This window comes from Caballeronia arationis, assembly GCF_001544975.2.
Taxonomy (GTDB): domain Bacteria; phylum Pseudomonadota; class Gammaproteobacteria; order Burkholderiales; family Burkholderiaceae; genus Caballeronia; species Caballeronia arationis.
Genome location: NZ_FCOG02000024.1, coordinates 95509 through 111196, shown reverse-complemented (window position 1 = coordinate 111196; position 15688 = coordinate 95509). Strand labels below are relative to the sequence as shown.

14 protein-coding genes are annotated in these 15688 nt (G+C 65.9%); 8 read left to right on the top strand and 6 right to left on the bottom strand.

What is annotated here, in order from left to right; genetic code table 11:
- Positions 1-1152, bottom strand: a 1152-nt coding sequence (locus AWB81_RS17015) for a YbfB/YjiJ family MFS transporter (RefSeq protein WP_062637400.1), incomplete at its 3' end; no start/stop codon positions are given.
- 98 nt (positions 1153-1250) lie between these two features.
- On the opposite strand from AWB81_RS17015, the gene AWB81_RS17010 reads away from it, so the two are divergent.
- The 8 genes from AWB81_RS17010 to AWB81_RS16975 all read left to right on the top strand — a co-directional run bounded on the left by AWB81_RS17010 (position 1251) and on the right by AWB81_RS16975 (position 8524).
- Positions 1251-2168: a LysR family transcriptional regulator gene (locus AWB81_RS17010; protein ID WP_062637397.1), complete on the top strand. Its 918-nt coding sequence runs from the start codon at positions 1251-1253 to the stop codon at positions 2166-2168.
- A gap of 99 nt (positions 2169-2267) precedes the next feature.
- Positions 2268-3299, top strand: coding sequence for a threonine aldolase family protein (locus AWB81_RS17005; RefSeq protein WP_062637395.1), 1032 nt, complete (start codon positions 2268-2270; stop codon positions 3297-3299).
- A 106-nt stretch (positions 3300-3405) separates the two neighbouring features.
- Positions 3406-4554: a 4-hydroxybutyrate dehydrogenase gene (gbd, locus tag AWB81_RS17000; protein ID WP_062637393.1), complete on the top strand. Its 1149-nt coding sequence runs from the start codon at positions 3406-3408 to the stop codon at positions 4552-4554.
- Positions 4555-4557: 3 nt separating this feature from the next.
- Positions 4558-4995 carry an acyl-CoA thioesterase gene (locus AWB81_RS16995; RefSeq protein ID WP_062637390.1) on the top strand — a complete coding sequence of 146 codons (438 nt, stop codon included), beginning with the start codon at positions 4558-4560 and terminating at the stop codon, positions 4993-4995.
- 29 nt (positions 4996-5024) lie between these two features.
- The gene (locus AWB81_RS16990; protein WP_374730496.1) at positions 5025-5948 is read left to right on the top strand and encodes a branched-chain amino acid ABC transporter permease; all 924 of its coding nucleotides are present in this window, start codon (positions 5025-5027) and stop codon (positions 5946-5948) included.
- Positions 5941-7062 carry a branched-chain amino acid ABC transporter permease gene (locus AWB81_RS16985; protein WP_062637386.1) on the top strand — a complete coding sequence of 374 codons (1122 nt, stop codon included), beginning with the start codon at positions 5941-5943 and terminating at the stop codon, positions 7060-7062. The genes AWB81_RS16990 and AWB81_RS16985 overlap by 8 nt, the downstream gene beginning before the upstream one ends.
- Positions 7059-7808 (top strand): ABC transporter ATP-binding protein, encoded by a 750-nt coding sequence (locus tag AWB81_RS16980; protein WP_062637384.1) that lies wholly within the window; start codon positions 7059-7061, stop codon positions 7806-7808. The genes AWB81_RS16985 and AWB81_RS16980 overlap by 4 nt, the downstream gene beginning before the upstream one ends.
- Positions 7805-8524, top strand: coding sequence for an ABC transporter ATP-binding protein (locus tag AWB81_RS16975; RefSeq protein ID WP_062637411.1), 720 nt, complete (start codon positions 7805-7807; stop codon positions 8522-8524). Before AWB81_RS16980 ends, AWB81_RS16975 begins: the two co-directional genes overlap by 4 nt.
- Positions 8525-9273: 749 nt before the next feature.
- Here the strand turns inward: AWB81_RS16975 and iolB are convergent.
- Genes iolB through AWB81_RS16950 form a run of 5 tightly spaced genes read right to left on the bottom strand, consistent with a single transcriptional unit; the run spans position 9274 to position 15672 of the window.
- On the bottom strand, positions 9274-10080 hold the full coding sequence (iolB, locus tag AWB81_RS16970; RefSeq protein WP_062637383.1) for a 5-deoxy-glucuronate isomerase: 807 nt from the start codon (positions 10078-10080) through the stop codon (positions 9274-9276).
- Positions 10077-10982: a myo-inosose-2 dehydratase gene (gene iolE / locus AWB81_RS16965; RefSeq protein ID WP_062637381.1), complete on the bottom strand. Its 906-nt coding sequence runs from the start codon at positions 10980-10982 to the stop codon at positions 10077-10079. Before iolE ends, iolB begins: the two co-directional genes overlap by 4 nt.
- Before the next feature lie 10 nt (positions 10983-10992).
- Positions 10993-12897, bottom strand: a complete 1905-nt coding sequence (gene iolD / locus AWB81_RS16960; RefSeq protein WP_062637379.1) for a 3D-(3,5/4)-trihydroxycyclohexane-1,2-dione acylhydrolase (decyclizing) — start codon at positions 12895-12897, stop codon at positions 10993-10995.
- Positions 12894-14873: a bifunctional 5-dehydro-2-deoxygluconokinase/5-dehydro-2-deoxyphosphogluconate aldolase gene (locus tag AWB81_RS16955; protein ID WP_062637377.1), complete on the bottom strand. Its 1980-nt coding sequence runs from the start codon at positions 14871-14873 to the stop codon at positions 12894-12896. Before AWB81_RS16955 ends, iolD begins: the two co-directional genes overlap by 4 nt.
- A 10-nt stretch (positions 14874-14883) precedes the next feature.
- Entirely contained in the window at positions 14884-15672 is a 789-nt protein-coding gene (locus tag AWB81_RS16950) for an ATP-binding cassette domain-containing protein (protein ID WP_062637375.1), read from the bottom strand.
- Between the last annotated feature and the right edge of the window lie 16 nt (positions 15673-15688).

Below are 15688 nucleotides of genomic sequence, written 5' to 3'. Positions count from 1 at the left end.
GCTGCCGACCACGAGCGCACCCGCCGCGAGCCACAACGCTATGGAAAACGAGCCGGTATGCGCGGCGATCGGCGCGGCGACGAGCGGTCCGGCGATTTGTCCAAGCCCATACGCCGCGGTCGCATAACCCATCAGCCCGGCTGCGCGCTCACCGCGCAGCCGACGCGCCTCGCGCATCGCGAACAGGGTGATCGCGGTGAACGGCAGGCCGATCAGCACGCTGCCGAGCGCGAAGCCGGCTGTCGTCGGGAAAACGATGCCAAGCGCGATGCCGACCGCCTGCAACACATACGAGCCGGCGAGCAGCGCGCGGTTGTCCCAGTGAAGCGGCAGGCGTGAGGCGCAAAGCGCGCCGACGACCAGCGCTGCGCCAAAGACCGGCCAGAACAGGTCCGGCCACGCCGAACCCGGCAGCGCGTGGCGGGCGATCACCGGCAGGAACGTCGCCGTGATGATGTAGCCGAATCCCGGCAGGCCGTACAGGACGATGAGCCAGGCGGCCTCCGCACGGCGCGTCGAGACGGCGGCGCGTTCCGGTTCGCGAGGACGCGCCGATGGCGCCGCATCGCGCGGATCGCTTCGAAAAATCCGCCAGACGAACGCGCACGCCACCGCCGACAGCGCGGCGAACCCGATCCAGACGGCATTCGCGTTCAACGATGCCGCCGCCGCGCCGATGAGCCCCGTCACGATGATCCCGACGCCCGGCCCCGTATAGATCACGCCGGCCCACGCGGACGCGCCGAGTTCCGTGAGTCGTCGCAGCCCCCATTGCGACGCGAACACGAACGTCCACGCGCTCACGGCCCCCGCGATGAAGCGCACGACGGCCCACAGCCAGAACGCATCGATCACGCCCATCGCGAACGTTAGCACCACCGTGGCGATGAGCCCGAAGCGGACCATTCGGGCGTGATCTGCGGGAATCGCCGCGCAGGAAAGCGCGCCGACAAAATAGCCCGCGTAATTGCACGAGGCGAGCCAGCCGCCGTGCCGGATGTCGATGGCGCCGCTCGCGAGCATCATCGGCAGGAGCGGCGTGAAGGCAAAGCGCCCGACGCCGAGCGCGACAGCAAGCACGACCGCGCAGCCGAGCGCGGCATCGCGGGCGGGACGGCGGGCAGGCAAACGAAGCGGCATGGAGGCGGACATGTTGATTCAACAGAAGACGATGCGAAAGATCCTACCTTGACCGATCCATCCTGAAAAATGAATAATCGAGATTCGATGCATCTCAAAGGGAGATTCAAATGGATCTCGCGGCGCTGAATATCTTCCGGACGGTCGTGCGGGAAAACGGTGTGACGCGCGCCGCGACGAAGCTCAATCGCGTGCAGTCGAACGTGACGACGCGCATCAGGCAGCTCGAAGAGCAGCTCGGCGCGGAGCTTTTCACGCGCGATGGCCGCCGGCTCATCCTGACGCCCGCGGGCGAAACACTGCTGCCTTACGCCGAACGCCTGCTCGCCCTCGCCGACGAGGCGCGCCACGCCGTCGCGGAGAACCGTCCGCGCGGGCGGCTGCGGCTTGGCACGATGGAAAGTACCGCCGCGAGCCGCCTGCCGCGCGCACTCGCCGAATATCACCGGCGCTGGCCGGAAGTGACGCTCGAACTCGTCACGGGCGTAACGCGCGATCTGATCGACAGCGTGCGCAATTTCGAAGTCGATGCGGCGCTCGTCGCGAAGTCGATCGATGCGGCGAGCACGCCGGCCGATACTTTCGACTACGTGCCCGTCTATCGCGAGGAACTCGTGTTGCTGACGCCGAGCGGGCATCGGCCGATCGGGAGTGCGCGCGACGTCGCGCTGTCGACGCTCGTCGCGTTCGAGCGCGGCTGCGAGTATCGCGCGTATGCCGAGCGCTGGTTCGAACGCGACGGCGTGCGGATCGCGCGCGTGCTGGAACTCGGCTCCTATCATGCGATCGTCGCGTGCGTCGCCGCGGGCGCGGGCGTCGCGATCGCGCCGCGCGCGGTGCTCGCGTGCACGCCGAGCGAAGACGTCGCGGTGCATGCGCTGCCGGCGATCGGCCCGATCGATACGCTGCTCGTCTGGCGTCGCGGGCACTTCTCGGCGGCGCTGAACGTGCTTCGCGACATGCTCACGACGGATGCGGCGCCGTCCGACGCTTGCGCACAGGCGCCTGCGGCGCTCATCGCGGACTGAGCGCGGACTGAGCGCGGACGAATTTGGTAGCGGATAGAATGTCCGGCACCGATCCCGGCGCGCCCGCGCGCATACACCACGCCGACAAGAAAAAACTGCATGCAACATTTCGCCTCCGACAACTATGCCGGCATTTGTCCGGAAGCGCTCGCCGCGCTGATCGACGCCAACAACAGCGGCCACGAGCCGTCCTACGGCGACGACTCCTGGACGAGCCAGGTCTGCGACCGCATCCGCGACCTGTTCCAGACCGACTGCGAAGTCTTCTTCGTGTTCAACGGCACGGCGGCCAACTCGCTCGCGCTCGCGTCGCTGTGCCAGTCGTATCACTCGGTGATCTGCCACGAACTCGCGCACGTCGAAACCGACGAATGCGGCGGCCCCGAATTCTTCTCCGGCGGCTCGAAGCTCCTCACCGCGACGGGCGCGAACGGAAAGCTCACACCGGACGCGATCGAGGCGATCGTCACGCGCCGCGCCGACATCCACTATCCGAAGCCGAAGGTCGTCACGCTCACGCAGTCGACGGAAGTCGGCACGGTCTACACGGTCGAGGAAGTGCGCGCAATCGCGGCGATCGCCAAGCGCCGGCATCTGACCGTGCACATGGACGGCGCGCGTTTCGCGAATGCTGTGGCGGCTCTCGACGTGCATCCGTCCGAGATCACATGGCGCGCGGGCGTCGACGTGCTGTGCTTCGGCGGCACCAAGAACGGCCTGCCGGTGGGCGAGGCGGTGGTGTTCTTCGACAAGGCGCTCGCCGCCGACTTCGCGTACCGGTTGAAGCAGGCGGGACAGCTCGCCTCGAAGATGCGCTTCATTTCGGCGCCGTGGCTCGGCCTCCTCGACAACGACGTGTGGCTGCGCAACGCGCGTCATGCGAACGCGATGGCGAAGCTGATGGCGGAGCGTCTCGCCAGCATTCCGGACGTGAAGGTGATGTTCGAGCCGCAGTCGAACGCGGTGTTCGCCGAACTGCCGCCGCGCGTCGCGCTCGCGCTGCGCAACAATGGGTGGAAGTTTTATCAGTTCATTGGCTCGGGCGGCTGCCGGCTGATGTGCGCATGGGACACGAAGCGCGAGACCGTCGAGCAGTTCACCGACGAGATCCGCGCGCTGTGCGCTTCCTGAGGGAGCCAGCTCCGCTCGACGGGGGCCCCGCGCCAGCGCCGATTGACACCTTGTGCGCGCGGCTCCTACCATGCCCGCACGCCCACTCCATCGAGCAGGACACGCCATGGCCTTCATCTTCTATCTGACCCACATTCACCTCGGCTACGACGCGCTCGCCATGCTCGGCAGCGAATGCGCGCGCGTTGGCGTCAAGCGCCCGCTCGTCATCACCGACAAGGGCGTGGCCGCCGCAGGCCTCGCCGGGCGCGCGGTCGAAAGTGCGAAGCTTGGCGATCTGCCGGTATTCGACGAAACGCCGTCGAACCCGACCGAGGCGATGGTGCTCAAGGCCGCCGAGATGTATCGCCGCGAAGATTGCGACGGACTGATCGCGGTGGGCGGCGGTTCGTCGATCGATCTCGCGAAGGGCGTCGCGATTGCGGCGACGCATCCGGGCACGCTCACCGAATACGCGACCATCGAAGGCGGCAGCGGCAAGATCACGGAACAGGCCGCGCCGCTGATCGCCATTCCGACGACCTCGGGCACCGGTAGCGAAGTGGCACGCGGCGCGATCATCATCCTGAACGATGGCCGCAAGCTCGGCTTTCACTCGTGGCATCTGCTGCCGAAATCGGCGATCTGCGATCCGTCGCTCACGTTCGGCCTGCCTTCGGGACTCACCGCCGCGACCGGCATGGACGCGATCGCGCACTGCATCGAGACCTTCCTCGCGCCTGCGTTCAATCCGCCCGCCGACGGCATCGCGCTCGACGGTCTGGAGCGCGCGTGGGCGCACATCGAGCGCGCGACGAAGGACGGCCAGGACCGCGACGCGCGCCTCGCGATGATGAGCGCATCGATGCAAGGCGCGATGGCGTTCCAGAAAGGCCTCGGCTGTGTGCATTCGCTCTCGCATCCGCTGGGCGGCCTCGCGGTGGACGGGCGCACGTCGCTGCATCACGGCACGCTGAACGCGGTCGTGCTGCCCGCCGTGCTGCGCTTCAACGAATCGGCGCCGACGGTGGTCGCCGACAACCGCTACGCGCGCATGCGCCGCGTAATGAACCTGCCGTCGGACGCCGACCTCGCACAGGCGCTGCACGACATGACCGCGCGGCTCGGACTGCCGACGCGTCTTTCGCAGATGGGCGTCGATTCGAGCATGTTCGACAAGGTCGTGAAGGGCGCACTCGCGGATCACTGCCACAAGACGAATCCGCGCGAGGCCAGCGCGGACGACTACCGGCGCATGCTCGAGGAGTCGCTCTGAACGATGAGCAAACCGTCCCCCAAGACCCGCGCGGACTATCCGCACTTCCTGACGATCCCGACGCGCTGGTCCGATAACGACGTCTACGGCCACGTGAACAACGTCGTCTACTACAGCTACTTCGATACCGTGGTGAACGAGTATCTGATGCGCTCCGGTGTGCTCGACTTCGAACATGGCGAGACCATCGGCCTTGTAGTCGAGACGCAGTGCAACTACTTCGCGTCGATCGTGTTTCCGGAGCGGATCGATGCGGGCTTGCGCGTGGCGAAGCTAGGCACGACGAGCGTCCGCTATGAAGTGGCGATCTTCAGCGAAGGCGGTGAGCAAGCCGCGGCGCAAGGGCATTTCGTGCATGTCTACGTGGACCGCGAGACGCGCCGGCCCGTGAAGCTGCCCGAGGCGTTCGTCGCGGCGCTCAAGCCGCTCGTCATCGGCTAGGCGTGCAGTCGTTCGTTCCGTGGTTCGCAGTGAGCCTCGTCAATGGCGTGAGCGTGGGTCTGCTGCTCTTCATGCTGTCGGCGGGACTCACGCTCATCTTCAGCATGCTCGGCGTGCTCAACTTCGCGCACGCAAGCTTCTACATGCTCGGCGCCTACGTCGGGTACGCGCTCGCCGCGCACGGCGGATTCTGGTTCGCTCTGGTCGCGGCGCCCCTGATCGTCGGCGCGCTGGGTGCGCTCTTCGAGCGGTTCCTGCTGCGCCGCGTGCATGCGCGCGGGGCGCTCGCGGAACTGCTGCTGACCTTCGGCGCGGCATACCTGATCGCCGAAGCGGTGAAGCTCGTCTGGGGGCTCGCGCCGCTTGCCGCACCGGTTCCTTCTTCGCTCGACGGCCCGCTCTTTACGCTCTACGGCGCCGCGTTCCCGCGTTATCGTGCGTTCATGATGCTGCTCTCGGTCGCAATGCTCGCCGTGCTGTACGCCGTGCTGCGCGTCTCGAAGACAGGCCTCGTCGTGCGCGCCGCGCTCACGCATCCGGCGATGGTCGAGACGCTCGGCCACGACGTGCCGCGCGTCTTCACGACGGTCTTCGCCGTCGGCACCGCGCTCGCGGCGCTCGCGGGCGTGATCGGCGCGCCGCTCGCCGTGATCGAACCCGCGATGGCCGATGCCATGGGGCCGATCGTGTTCGTCGTTGTCGTGATCGGCGGGCTGGGGTCGCTCGGCGGCGCGCTCGTCGCATCGATCTTGATCGGCTGCGTGCAGACGTTCGCCGTCGCGACGTCCGCGTCGCTCGGCAGCATCGCGGCGATGTTCGGGGCGTCGGTGCCGCCGGCGTGGGCATCGCTGACGATCGCGCAGATCGCACCGGTGTTGCCGTATCTCTTGCTCGTCGCGATGCTGAGCGTGCGGCCGCGCGGACTCTTCGGCGAGGGTGGCGACGATGCTTAAGTGGATTGCGTTGATCGTCGCGCTGTTCCTGCCACTTGCCTTCGCGCCGCAAAGCTGGCTGCTCGCCTATCTCGCCCAAACCGCGACGATGATCGTCTTCGCGCTCTCGTACAACCTGCTGCTCGGCGAGACGGGGCTGCTTTCGTTCGGCCACGCGGCTTACGCGGGCCTCGGCGCGTTCGCCGCCGCGCATGCCTTCAACCGATATGGTGTGGCGCTGCCGCTCGTGCCGCTGATCGGCGGCGCGGCCGGCGCGTGTGCGGGCGTGCTGTTCGGCTTCGTCTCGACACGCCGCTCCGGCACCCCTTACGCGATGATCACGCTCGGCATCGGTGAACTCGTTGCGGCCTGCGTGTGGCTCGTGCCGGGGTGGTTCGGCGGGGAGGGCGGCGTGTCCGTGGATCGCGCGAGCGGCCCCCCGTTCTTCACATGGACTTTCGGTCCCGCGCGCGAGGCGTATGCGCTGATCGCGGTGTGGTGCGTCATTGCGTGCATCGCGATGTACGCGTTCTCGCGCACGCCGACGGTGCGCCTCGCCAACGCCGTGCGCGACAACGCCACGCGCGTGGCATCGATCGGCTTCGACCCGCGGCGCGTGCGCTTCACGATGTCGGTCGTGTCAGCGTTCTTCGCGGGCATCGCGGGCGCGATGTCGCTGATCAACGTGGAACTGGCTTCGGCCGAAGGCGTCGGGCTCGCGCGGTCGGGCAGCGTGCTGATCGCGACGGTGATCGGCGGGACGTCGTCCTTTTTCGGACCGGTCGCGGGCGCCGCGTTGCTGACGTTCTTCAGTGTGGCGGTGGCGAGCGTGTCGCCCGCGTGGCTCATGTACCTCGGTCTCGTCTTCGTGTGGATCGTGGTGGCGGCGCCCGATGGCCTGTGCGGACTCTCGGCCACACGCCGCACGCCACGCCTCGCACTGGCCGCTGCGGCATGGGGACTTGCGGTCGTCATCGCGAGCGAAACCGCCTACGCGATGCAGTTCGATGGCAACGGCGACGGCGTGACGCGCTTAGGCAGCATCACACTCGACGGACGAACGCTGATGCCGTGGCTCGCGGCCTTCGGCTGCGCTGTGCTGGCCGCGCTCCTCACGCGCGGGGCGAAGCGATGACCGCCGCGCTCGAACTGCATCGCGTCACGAAACGCTTCGGTGCCACCGAGATCCTGCGCGGCGTCGATCTCGCGATCGTGCGCGGCGAGCGTCATGCGCTGATCGGTCCGAACGGCGCGGGCAAGTCGACGCTCTTCGATCTCGTATCGGGCCGCACGCGCGCGAGCGGCGGACGTGTCGTCGTGGGCGGCGTCGACGTGTCGGGCATGCCGGCCCATCGCGTCGCGCGGCGCGGGCTTGCGCGCAGCTTCCAGACGACGAGCGTGTTCGGCGGCCTCTCCGTCTTCGACAACGTGCGTTGCGCATTGCTTGGCGCGCCCGCGGCGCGGGTGGTCGATCGCTGGTTCCGTTCGCGCGCAATCGACCGCAAGGCCGAAGAGATTCTCGAATCGGTCGGCCTCGCGAAGCGGCGCGATGAACGAGCGGCGTCGCTGGGCTACGCCGGGCAGCGCGCGCTCGACCTCGGCATCGCGCTTGCCACCGACGCGCCGATCCTCTTGCTCGACGAGCCGACCGCCGGCATGAATCGCGCGGAAAGCGCGCGTGCCCTCGATCTGATCCGCTCGACGACCAAAGGCCGGACCTTGCTGATCGTCGAGCACGACATGCAGGCCGTGTTCGCGCTCGCGGATCGTATCTCGGTGCTTGTGCGCGGCGAGGTGATCGCGACCGGCACACCCGCTGAGATTCGCGTGAACGAGGCGGTGCGAGAAGCCTATCTCGGCGACGATGAGGCATGGCGATGAGCGCGCTGCTCAATGTCGTCGGATTGCATGCGTGGTACGGCGCGAGCCACGTGCTGCACGGCGTCGATCTGTCGATACGCGAGGGCGAAGTGCTCGCGTTGAGCGGACGCAATGGCTCGGGCCGCTCGACGCTCGCGAAGGCGATCATGGGACTCGTGCAAACGAAGGGCGGCGTGAGCTTTCGGGGCGCGTCGCTCGCGGGGCTGCGGCCGTTTCGCGTCGCGCGGCGCGGGATCGGCTACGTGCCCGAACAGCGCGACATCTTTCCCGCGCTGACCGTGCGCGAGAATCTCGTGCTCGGGATGAACGAGCAGGCATGGCGCTTCACCATCGACGATGCGTATCGAATTTTTCCTGAGCTGCGGGAGAGAATGTCGGTGAGGGCGGGCGTGCTGTCAGGCGGCGAGCAGCAGATGCTGGCGCTCGCGAGAACGCTTGTCGGCGACCCTGAGCTCGTGATCGTCGACGAGCCCGCCGAAGGCCTCGCGCCGCAAGTGGTGCGACAGCTCGCCGATTGTCTCTCGACGCTCAAGCAACGCGGCGTCGCGATGCTGCTGATCGAGCAGCGCATGACCATCGCCCGCGCGCTCGGCGATCGCGTCGCGGTGATGGGCCACGGACGGATCGTCTTCGACGGCACGTTCGATGCGCTCGCTGCCGATGAGCGCGTTAGCAGGGAATGGCTCTCGGTCGGGGGGGGATGCGCTGGCGCTTGAGGTCGGGGTTGGGCTGTTGTGTTGTGTTGTGTGGTGTTGTGTTGCACACCGTTTGATGCTTCTGCGCTTCTATGGAACTTGCTTTCTTTGTGGTCTATTAGCTCTGCCCCTGTGCGGGGCGGCAGTTACTTTCTTTGCTGCTGCAAAGAAAGTAACCAAAGAAAGCAGCTTTTTCAGGCAGCAGTCGCAGCACGTCAACGCACTAGCACTACGGAGTGGCGCAGCGCCTAAGTGTCGCCCTCAAAGGACCTACCGGACTTGGTGCGCGGCACGCACTGTGAAATCGCACAGTGAACGAACTGGCACAGCAGTCATTCATCCGTTTTCGCTTCGCTGGACGAGAGGTGCATTAGTCTCGCGGTTTAGGTTCGCGGTCGAGGTTGCAATCCGCTGGTGTTCAGTTGGGCCTTTCGTCCGAGCGAAGCGCGGACGGACCGGAACGTAGCGCATACCACTCCGGTGGAGTTTCAGGGCTGTCAATGCGTGCGCGCGCCAAGCCCGGCGGGTCCTTCGAGGGCGACACTTAGGCGCTGGGCCACTCAGTAGTGCAAGTGTGGTCACGTCCTAACACCGTTGGCCTCCTAGCTGCTTTCTTTGCTTACTTTCTTTGCAGCAGCAAAGAAAGTAAGTCCCGCCCCGGACCGGGGCAGAGCTAATAGACCACTAAGAAAGCAAGTTCCCCGGAAGCGCAGAAGCATCAAACGGTGTTGAACAACCACCGCCCCCGAGCGCCAGCAGAAACCCCCGTCCTAAACCTTGCTGTCTCGCTCGACGATCCATTCGTGCTTCGGATCGTTCTTGAAGTGCCAGGTCCGCTTGTCACCGGCCATCACGTTCAGGTAGTAGTTGTCGTAGCCATACGGCACAACCACCGGATGATAACCGCGCGGCACCATCACGACATCGTGGTCCTCCACGGCCATCGTCTCGTCGAGATCGCGCTCGTCCGTATAGACACGCTGGAACGCGAAGCCCTGCGGTGGATTCAGCCGGTGGTAGTAAGTCTCTTCCAGCGAACTCTCGACGGGCACGTTGTCCTTGTCGTGCTTGTGCGGCGGATAGCTCGACGCGTGACCGCCCGGCGTCTTCACCTCGACCACGAGCAGTCCCTCGGCGGCCTCGGTCTGCGGAAGAATATCGCAGACGTAGCGTGTATTCGCACCCTTGCCGCGCGTCGAGCGTTCCATCTGCGAGGGCTCGATGAGACGCGCCGGATATTTGCCTGTCGCGGGTGCGCTCGCCACGCCGATCTCCGCCTCGCGTTGCGCATGCACGATGGCCGCGAGCTTCGGCGGCAGATAGACCGCATACGGCGCCGTGTCCTCGAAGACGCTGTCGCGCTTGCCGATCGATTCATAGCGCAAATCGCCCGCTTCGATCGTGACCGTGCCCGAGAGCACGACGATGCACACCTCGCGCTCGGCTTCGTAGACATGCACGACGTCGCCGCCATCCATGCGATAGGCGGCAAATCCCACATGCTTCCAGCCGGCCGATTCCGGCGTGACGCGCGCGATCGTCTGGCCTTCGCGCGATGCCTTGACTAGCAGACTCATGCTGCCTCCTTCAATGGTGCGTCAACGAGCGAGCGCAGCGTGCGATAGCCCTTGTCGGCATATGCATAGCTCGGCGCGATGACGGGGTCCTGTTCGGCTTCCACGACGAGCCAGCCACGATAGCCGTGGCGCTTGAGGCGCGCGATGATTGACGGGAAGTCGACCGTGCCGTCGCCGGGCACGGTGAACGCACCGTTGATCACCGCATCGAGGAAGCTCCAGTTGCGATTGCGTGCGAGGCGGATGATCTCCGGCCGCACGTCCTTGCAATGCACGTGACATACGCGGGCGATGTGCTTGTCGAGCAGAGTGAGCGGATCGCCGCCCGCGAAGGTGATATGGCCCGCATCGAAGAGCAGGCCCACGTCGTCGTTCGTCAGGCTCATGAGGCGATCGACATCGGCTTGCGTCTCGACATAAGCGCCCATGTGATGATGGTACGCCACGCGCACGCCGCGCGAGCGCGTGTACTCGGCAAACTTGTTCAGGCGCCCGGCGTATTCGTTCCAGCGCGCATCCGAAAAGAATCGCGGACGCTGATAAAGCGGCTGCGGCGAACCCTGGATCGAATCCGCCACTTCGCCGTACACCATGACCGTCGCGCCGTTCTTCGCGAGCAGATCGAGATGCGGCACGACGGCAGCGATCTCGTCTTCGACGCTGCGCGTGGCGAGCCGTCCCGAGTACCAGCCCGAAACCAGCGCGAGATCGTATTGCGCGAGCAGCGTCTTCAACGCCTGCGGCTCGCGCGGAAACTTGTTGCCGAGCTCGAAGCCTTCATACCCGATGCGGCGTCCTTCGGTCAGTGCGAGTTCGAGCGGCGTTTCGCCGCCGAGCGAGGGCAGGTCGTCGTTCATCCACGAAAGCGGGTTGATGCCGATGCGTACATCGAAAGTCGTCATGGAAGATTCCTTATTGGCTGGTGCTCTTCGAGCGTGCGGCGAGCGCGCGTTCATAACCCGCGTGTGCGCGCTGCACCGCTGCGCGTTCCGATACTTCGGGCACCGCGACTTCCCACCACCATCCGCCTTCCTCGGTCGGTCGCGCCGGGTCGGTGTCGATGCTGATGAGATAGCTGCGGTCCGAGGCGCGGGCGCGCTGCATCGCGGCTTCGAGTTCGACGATGTTCGCGACATGCTCGGCCGTGGCGCCGAGCGAGCGCGCATGCATCGCGAAGTCGATCGCGGGTGCGCCTTGCGGACCTTGCCTGCAATCGTCGATGAGGTTGTTGAACGGCGCACCGCCACACGATTGCTGCAAGCGGTTGATGCAGCCGTAGCCGCGATTGTCTAGCAGCACGACGATCAGCTTCGCACCGAGCATCACCGAAGTGGCGAGCTCGCTGTTCATCATCAGATAGCTGCCATCGCCGACGATCACGATCACTTCGCGTTCCGGCTTCGCGAGCTTTGCGCCGAGGCCGCCCGCGATCTCGTAGCCCATGCACGAATAGCCATATTCGACGTGATAGCCGCCCGGTGTGCCGCTCTTCCAGAGCTTCTGCAAGTCGGCGGGCAGCGTGCCGGCCGCGCACACGACGATGTCGTTCGCAGCCGACTGCGGATCCGAGCGCTGCACCGCGCCGATCACGTCGGCTTCTCGCGGCAGCAGCCCGTCATGCGGTGGCGTGTTCGTCACGTCTGCAACGGCGGTGCGCCAGTCGTCGGCGAGATGATGTGCGCGCGTCGTCCATTGCGGGGCTGCGCGCCAGTCACCGAGCGCGTCGCTCAGCGCTTCGAGCGCAAGCCGCGAATCCGATTCGACTGCGATGCTGTTCTGCTTCAGCGCATCGAACGCGTTTGCATTGACGCAGATGAGCCGCGCCTGCGTGAAGAGCGTATTCGAGCCCGTGGTGAAGTCCTGCAGCCGCGTGCCGACGGCAAGCACGCAATCGGCTGCGTTCGCGAGCTCGTTCGCCGACGACGAACCGGTCACGCCGATGCCGCCGACGTTCAGCGGATGATCCCACGGCAGCGCGCTCTTGCCGGCCTGCGTCTCCGCAACCGGGATACCGTGCCGCTCGGCGAAGGTTCGCAGCGCATCGCTCGCTTCGCCGTAGAGCACGCCGCCGCCCGAGACGATCAGCGGTTCGCGCGCCTCGCGTAGCGCAGCGGCCGCCTGTTCGATTTCATGCGCGACGGGCGCAGGCGCATGGAACGAGACGACGCGCGGCTCGAAGAACGAAGCGGGGTAGTCGTAGGCCATTGCCTGCACGTCCTGCGGCAGCGCGAGCGTGACCGGGCCGCACAGCGCCGCATCGGTCAGCACGCGGATCGCGCGCGGCAACGCGCTTAGCAATTGCGCGGGATGCACGATGCGATCGAAGTAGCGCGAGACGGGCTTGAGCGCGTCGTTGGCGGAAAGCCCGCCATCGTGCAGGTCTTCGACTTGCTGCAAGACCGGATCGGGCGCGCGCGAGACGAAGATGTCGCCGGGCAAAAGCAGCACCGGCAACCGGTTGACGTGCGCGAGCGCCGCGGCCGTCACGAGATTTGTCGCACCCGGGCCGATCGATGTCGTGACCGCCATCATGCGCCGCCTGAAGTTCGCCTTCGCATACGCGATCGCGCTGTGCGCCATCGCCTGCTCGTTGTGGGCGCGAAACGTCGGCAGTTCCTCGCGATGCTGATAGAGCGCCTCGCCGATCCCAGCCACGTTGCCGTGGCCGAAGATCGCGAACACGCCGCCGAAGAGCGGCTCGCCCGACGGTGTGCGCTGGGCGGCGAGATATCGGACGAGCGCTTGCGCGGTGGTGAGACGCACCGTTGTCGACGAGGCTTGCGACTGCGTACTGGTAGTCATATCACGCTGGTTCATGCTGCCTGCTCCTGTCTCGCGTGACCGGCGGTCTCGGTGCGCGCCTTGCGCCACGCGTCGATCAGCGTTTCGAACGTGCGGCGCACGCGCGCGATCAGTTCGGCGTCGTCGATCTGGCCCGCGAGCCATGCATGGCTCGGCTCGTGGAAGATCGTGCGGCCGACCGTGAAGCCACGGCAGGTCGCCGATTCCGCTGCCGCCTTGAAGCCGTCGCACAGCTGATCGACCGCCGCCGACAACCCCAGCAGCACGACCCCCCGACATGCCGGATCGCGTTCGGCGATCAGCGCATCGACGGCGTGCCATTGCTTCGCTGACATCGGTTCGAGCTTCCACCATTCCGGGTAGATGCCGAGGTTATAGAGGCGCTTGAGAGCACGATACACCGTGTCGTCGGCGACTGCCGGGCCGTTCTTCGGCACGATCACTTCGAGCAGCAGCTCGTGTCCGCTTGCCTGCGTCGCGTCATAGAGCGCGCGAATCTGCGCCTCCTGTTCGAGACGCAGTTCATGCGGATGATCAGGGTGATATTGCACGAGGCACTTCGCCACGTGTTCGCGTGGCCATTCGATCAGCGTCGTTCCGATCGAGCGCCCGTGATCGAAGACGAGCGGCAGCGAGCCGGGCAACTCGACCGGCCGGCCGATCCACCAGCCGCGCCCGGTTGCTGCATTGAGCGCGTCCTGGCCATAGCGGTCGTCGATCAGCACGCCGATGCGGCCTTCGAGACCGAGTTGCTGCTCCGTCTGCGCGACCGCTTCGACGAAAAGGCCCTTCAGCTTCGCAATGCGCGCTTCATCGGCGCCGGTCTGCTGCGCGAGATCGAAGAACTGGTTGCGATGATCGAATGCGAAACCGAGCACCTCATCCCATTGCTTGCGATTGGGCGTCACGCGATGCAGGCGCGCGAGCGTCGCGTCGCGGTCCGGGCGACGCATGCGCGCGGGGCCTTTCTTCGCGGCATCGAGGAAGTAGTCGAGTTCGGCGGGTGTCGGCATCGCCGGAGCGCAGCCGTGCCGTGATACGACGAGCGCGCCGCTCGCGTTCGCCGTGCGCGCGCAGGCTTCGAGCGGTTCGTCGCGCAGCCAGCCGGAAAGAAAGCCGGAGGCGAACGCATCGCCCGCGCCGAGCACGTTCAGCACTTCCACTTCGACGCCGCCATGGATCGGCGCATCGTCGATCGAAGCGGGCACCGCGCCTTCGATGATCGAGCAGCCGAGCGGCCCGCGCTTCACGACGAGCGTCGCGCTCGTCACCGCGCGCACCATCGTTAGCGCATCGATCAACTGGTCCTTGCCGCCCGCGATACGGAACTCTTCCTCCGTGCCGATCACGAGGTCGATCAGGGGCAGGATGCGCTGGAGGTGAGCGGTCACGCTTTCATTCGCGATGAAGCGCGTTTCGCCGTCGGCCTTACCGGTGAGGCCCCAGAGCACGGGACGATAGTCGATGTCGAGCACCGTGAGGACCTGGTTGCGCCGCGCGTATTCGAGCGCGCGGCGGCTCGTGCGGTTGACCTGCTCGGTCGAGAAGTGCGTGCCGGTGATGAGCAGCGCCTTCGATGAAGCGATATACGCCTCGTCGAAATCGCTTTCGTCAACGGCCATATCCGCGCAATCGTCCCGGTAAAAGACGAGCGGGAACGTATCGCGGTCTTCGATGCCGAGCAGCACGAGTGCGGTCAGCCGGTCGGGGTCGATTCGTACATGGCTCACGTCGCAGCCTTCGCGTTCGAGCGTCTCGGTGAGAAAGCGGCCCATGTGATCGTTGCCGACGCGTGAGAGCATCGACGACCTGAGGCCGAGCCGCGCGCTTCCGAACGCGATGTTCGCCGACGATCCGCCGAGATACTTCGCGAAGCTCGATACGTCTTCGAGCCGCGCGCCGACCTGCTGCGCGTAGAGATCGACCGCAAGTCGGCCAAGGCACACGATGTCGCGCGCGCGGCCGGGAGCAAAACGAGTTTTGACTGGCATGGTCTCTTCCTTAGATCGTCGCGCCTTCGAGTTCGCCGATCATCTTCTGCATTTCGGCACCCCCCGCCATCATGTCGAGCACTTCGTTCTTGCTGATCGTGTCCTTCGTGTACGTGCCCATCGACTTGCCGCGATTGAGCAGCGTGAACGAATCACCGATCGGGTACGCGTGGTGCACGTTGTGCGTGATGAAGATCACCGAGATGCCCTTGGCGCGCGCCGTGTGAATGAGCCGCAGAACGTTGAAGCTCTGCTTCACGCCGAGCGCGGCGGTCGGTTCGTCGAGAATCAGCACGCGCGCGCCGAAGTGGATCGCCCGCGCAATCGCGAGGCATTGCTTCTCGCCGCCGGACATCGTGCCGATCGGCTGATGCGGATCGCGTACGTTGATGCCCATCTCCGCGAGTTTGGCCCGCGAGGTTTCGGCGGCAAGGTCGAGATCCATCGTGTTGAAGAGGCCGAAGCGCTTCTTTTGCGGCTCGCGCCCCATGAAGAAATTGCGCGCGACGGACAAGAGCGGCACGAGCGCGAGATCCTGGTAGACGGTCGCGATGCCAAGATCGAGCGCGTCCTTCGGCGACTCGAAATGGACCGGTTTGCCGTCGACGAGATATTCGCCGGAGGAGGGCGTGTGCACGCCCGCCAGCGTCTTGATGAGCGTGGATTTGCCTGCGCCGTTGTCGCCCAGCAGACAGTGCACTTCGCCGCGCTTCAGGTGCAGTGTGACGCCGTTCAGTGCGATGACCTTGCCGAAAAACTTGCTGACGTTTTCGAGCGCGAGGATGATGTCTTCGTTCATGATGTTCGTCCTCTGC

Coding starts and splice junctions, on each gene's coding strand:
- AWB81_RS16980 (WP_062637384.1), top strand. CDS start 7,059: ATGACCGCCGCGCTCGAACTGCATCGCGTCACGAAACGCTTCGGTGCC.
- AWB81_RS16955 (WP_062637377.1), bottom strand. CDS start 14,873: ATGCCAGTCAAAACTCGTTTTGCTCCCGGCCGCGCGCGCGACATCGTG.
- gbd (WP_062637393.1), top strand. CDS start 3,406: ATGGCCTTCATCTTCTATCTGACCCACATTCACCTCGGCTACGACGCG.
- AWB81_RS16950 (WP_062637375.1), bottom strand. CDS start 15,672: ATGAACGAAGACATCATCCTCGCGCTCGAAAACGTCAGCAAGTTTTTC.
- AWB81_RS16995 (WP_062637390.1), top strand. CDS start 4,558: ATGAGCAAACCGTCCCCCAAGACCCGCGCGGACTATCCGCACTTCCTG.
- AWB81_RS17005 (WP_062637395.1), top strand. CDS start 2,268: ATGCAACATTTCGCCTCCGACAACTATGCCGGCATTTGTCCGGAAGCG.
- AWB81_RS17010 (WP_062637397.1), top strand. CDS start 1,251: ATGGATCTCGCGGCGCTGAATATCTTCCGGACGGTCGTGCGGGAAAAC.
- AWB81_RS16985 (WP_062637386.1), top strand. CDS start 5,941: ATGCTTAAGTGGATTGCGTTGATCGTCGCGCTGTTCCTGCCACTTGCC.
- iolB (WP_062637383.1), bottom strand. CDS start 10,080: ATGAGTCTGCTAGTCAAGGCATCGCGCGAAGGCCAGACGATCGCGCGC.
- AWB81_RS16975 (WP_062637411.1), top strand. CDS start 7,805: ATGAGCGCGCTGCTCAATGTCGTCGGATTGCATGCGTGGTACGGCGCG.
- iolE (WP_062637381.1), bottom strand. CDS start 10,982: ATGACGACTTTCGATGTACGCATCGGCATCAACCCGCTTTCGTGGATG.
- iolD (WP_062637379.1), bottom strand. CDS start 12,897: ATGAACCAGCGTGATATGACTACCAGTACGCAGTCGCAAGCCTCGTCG.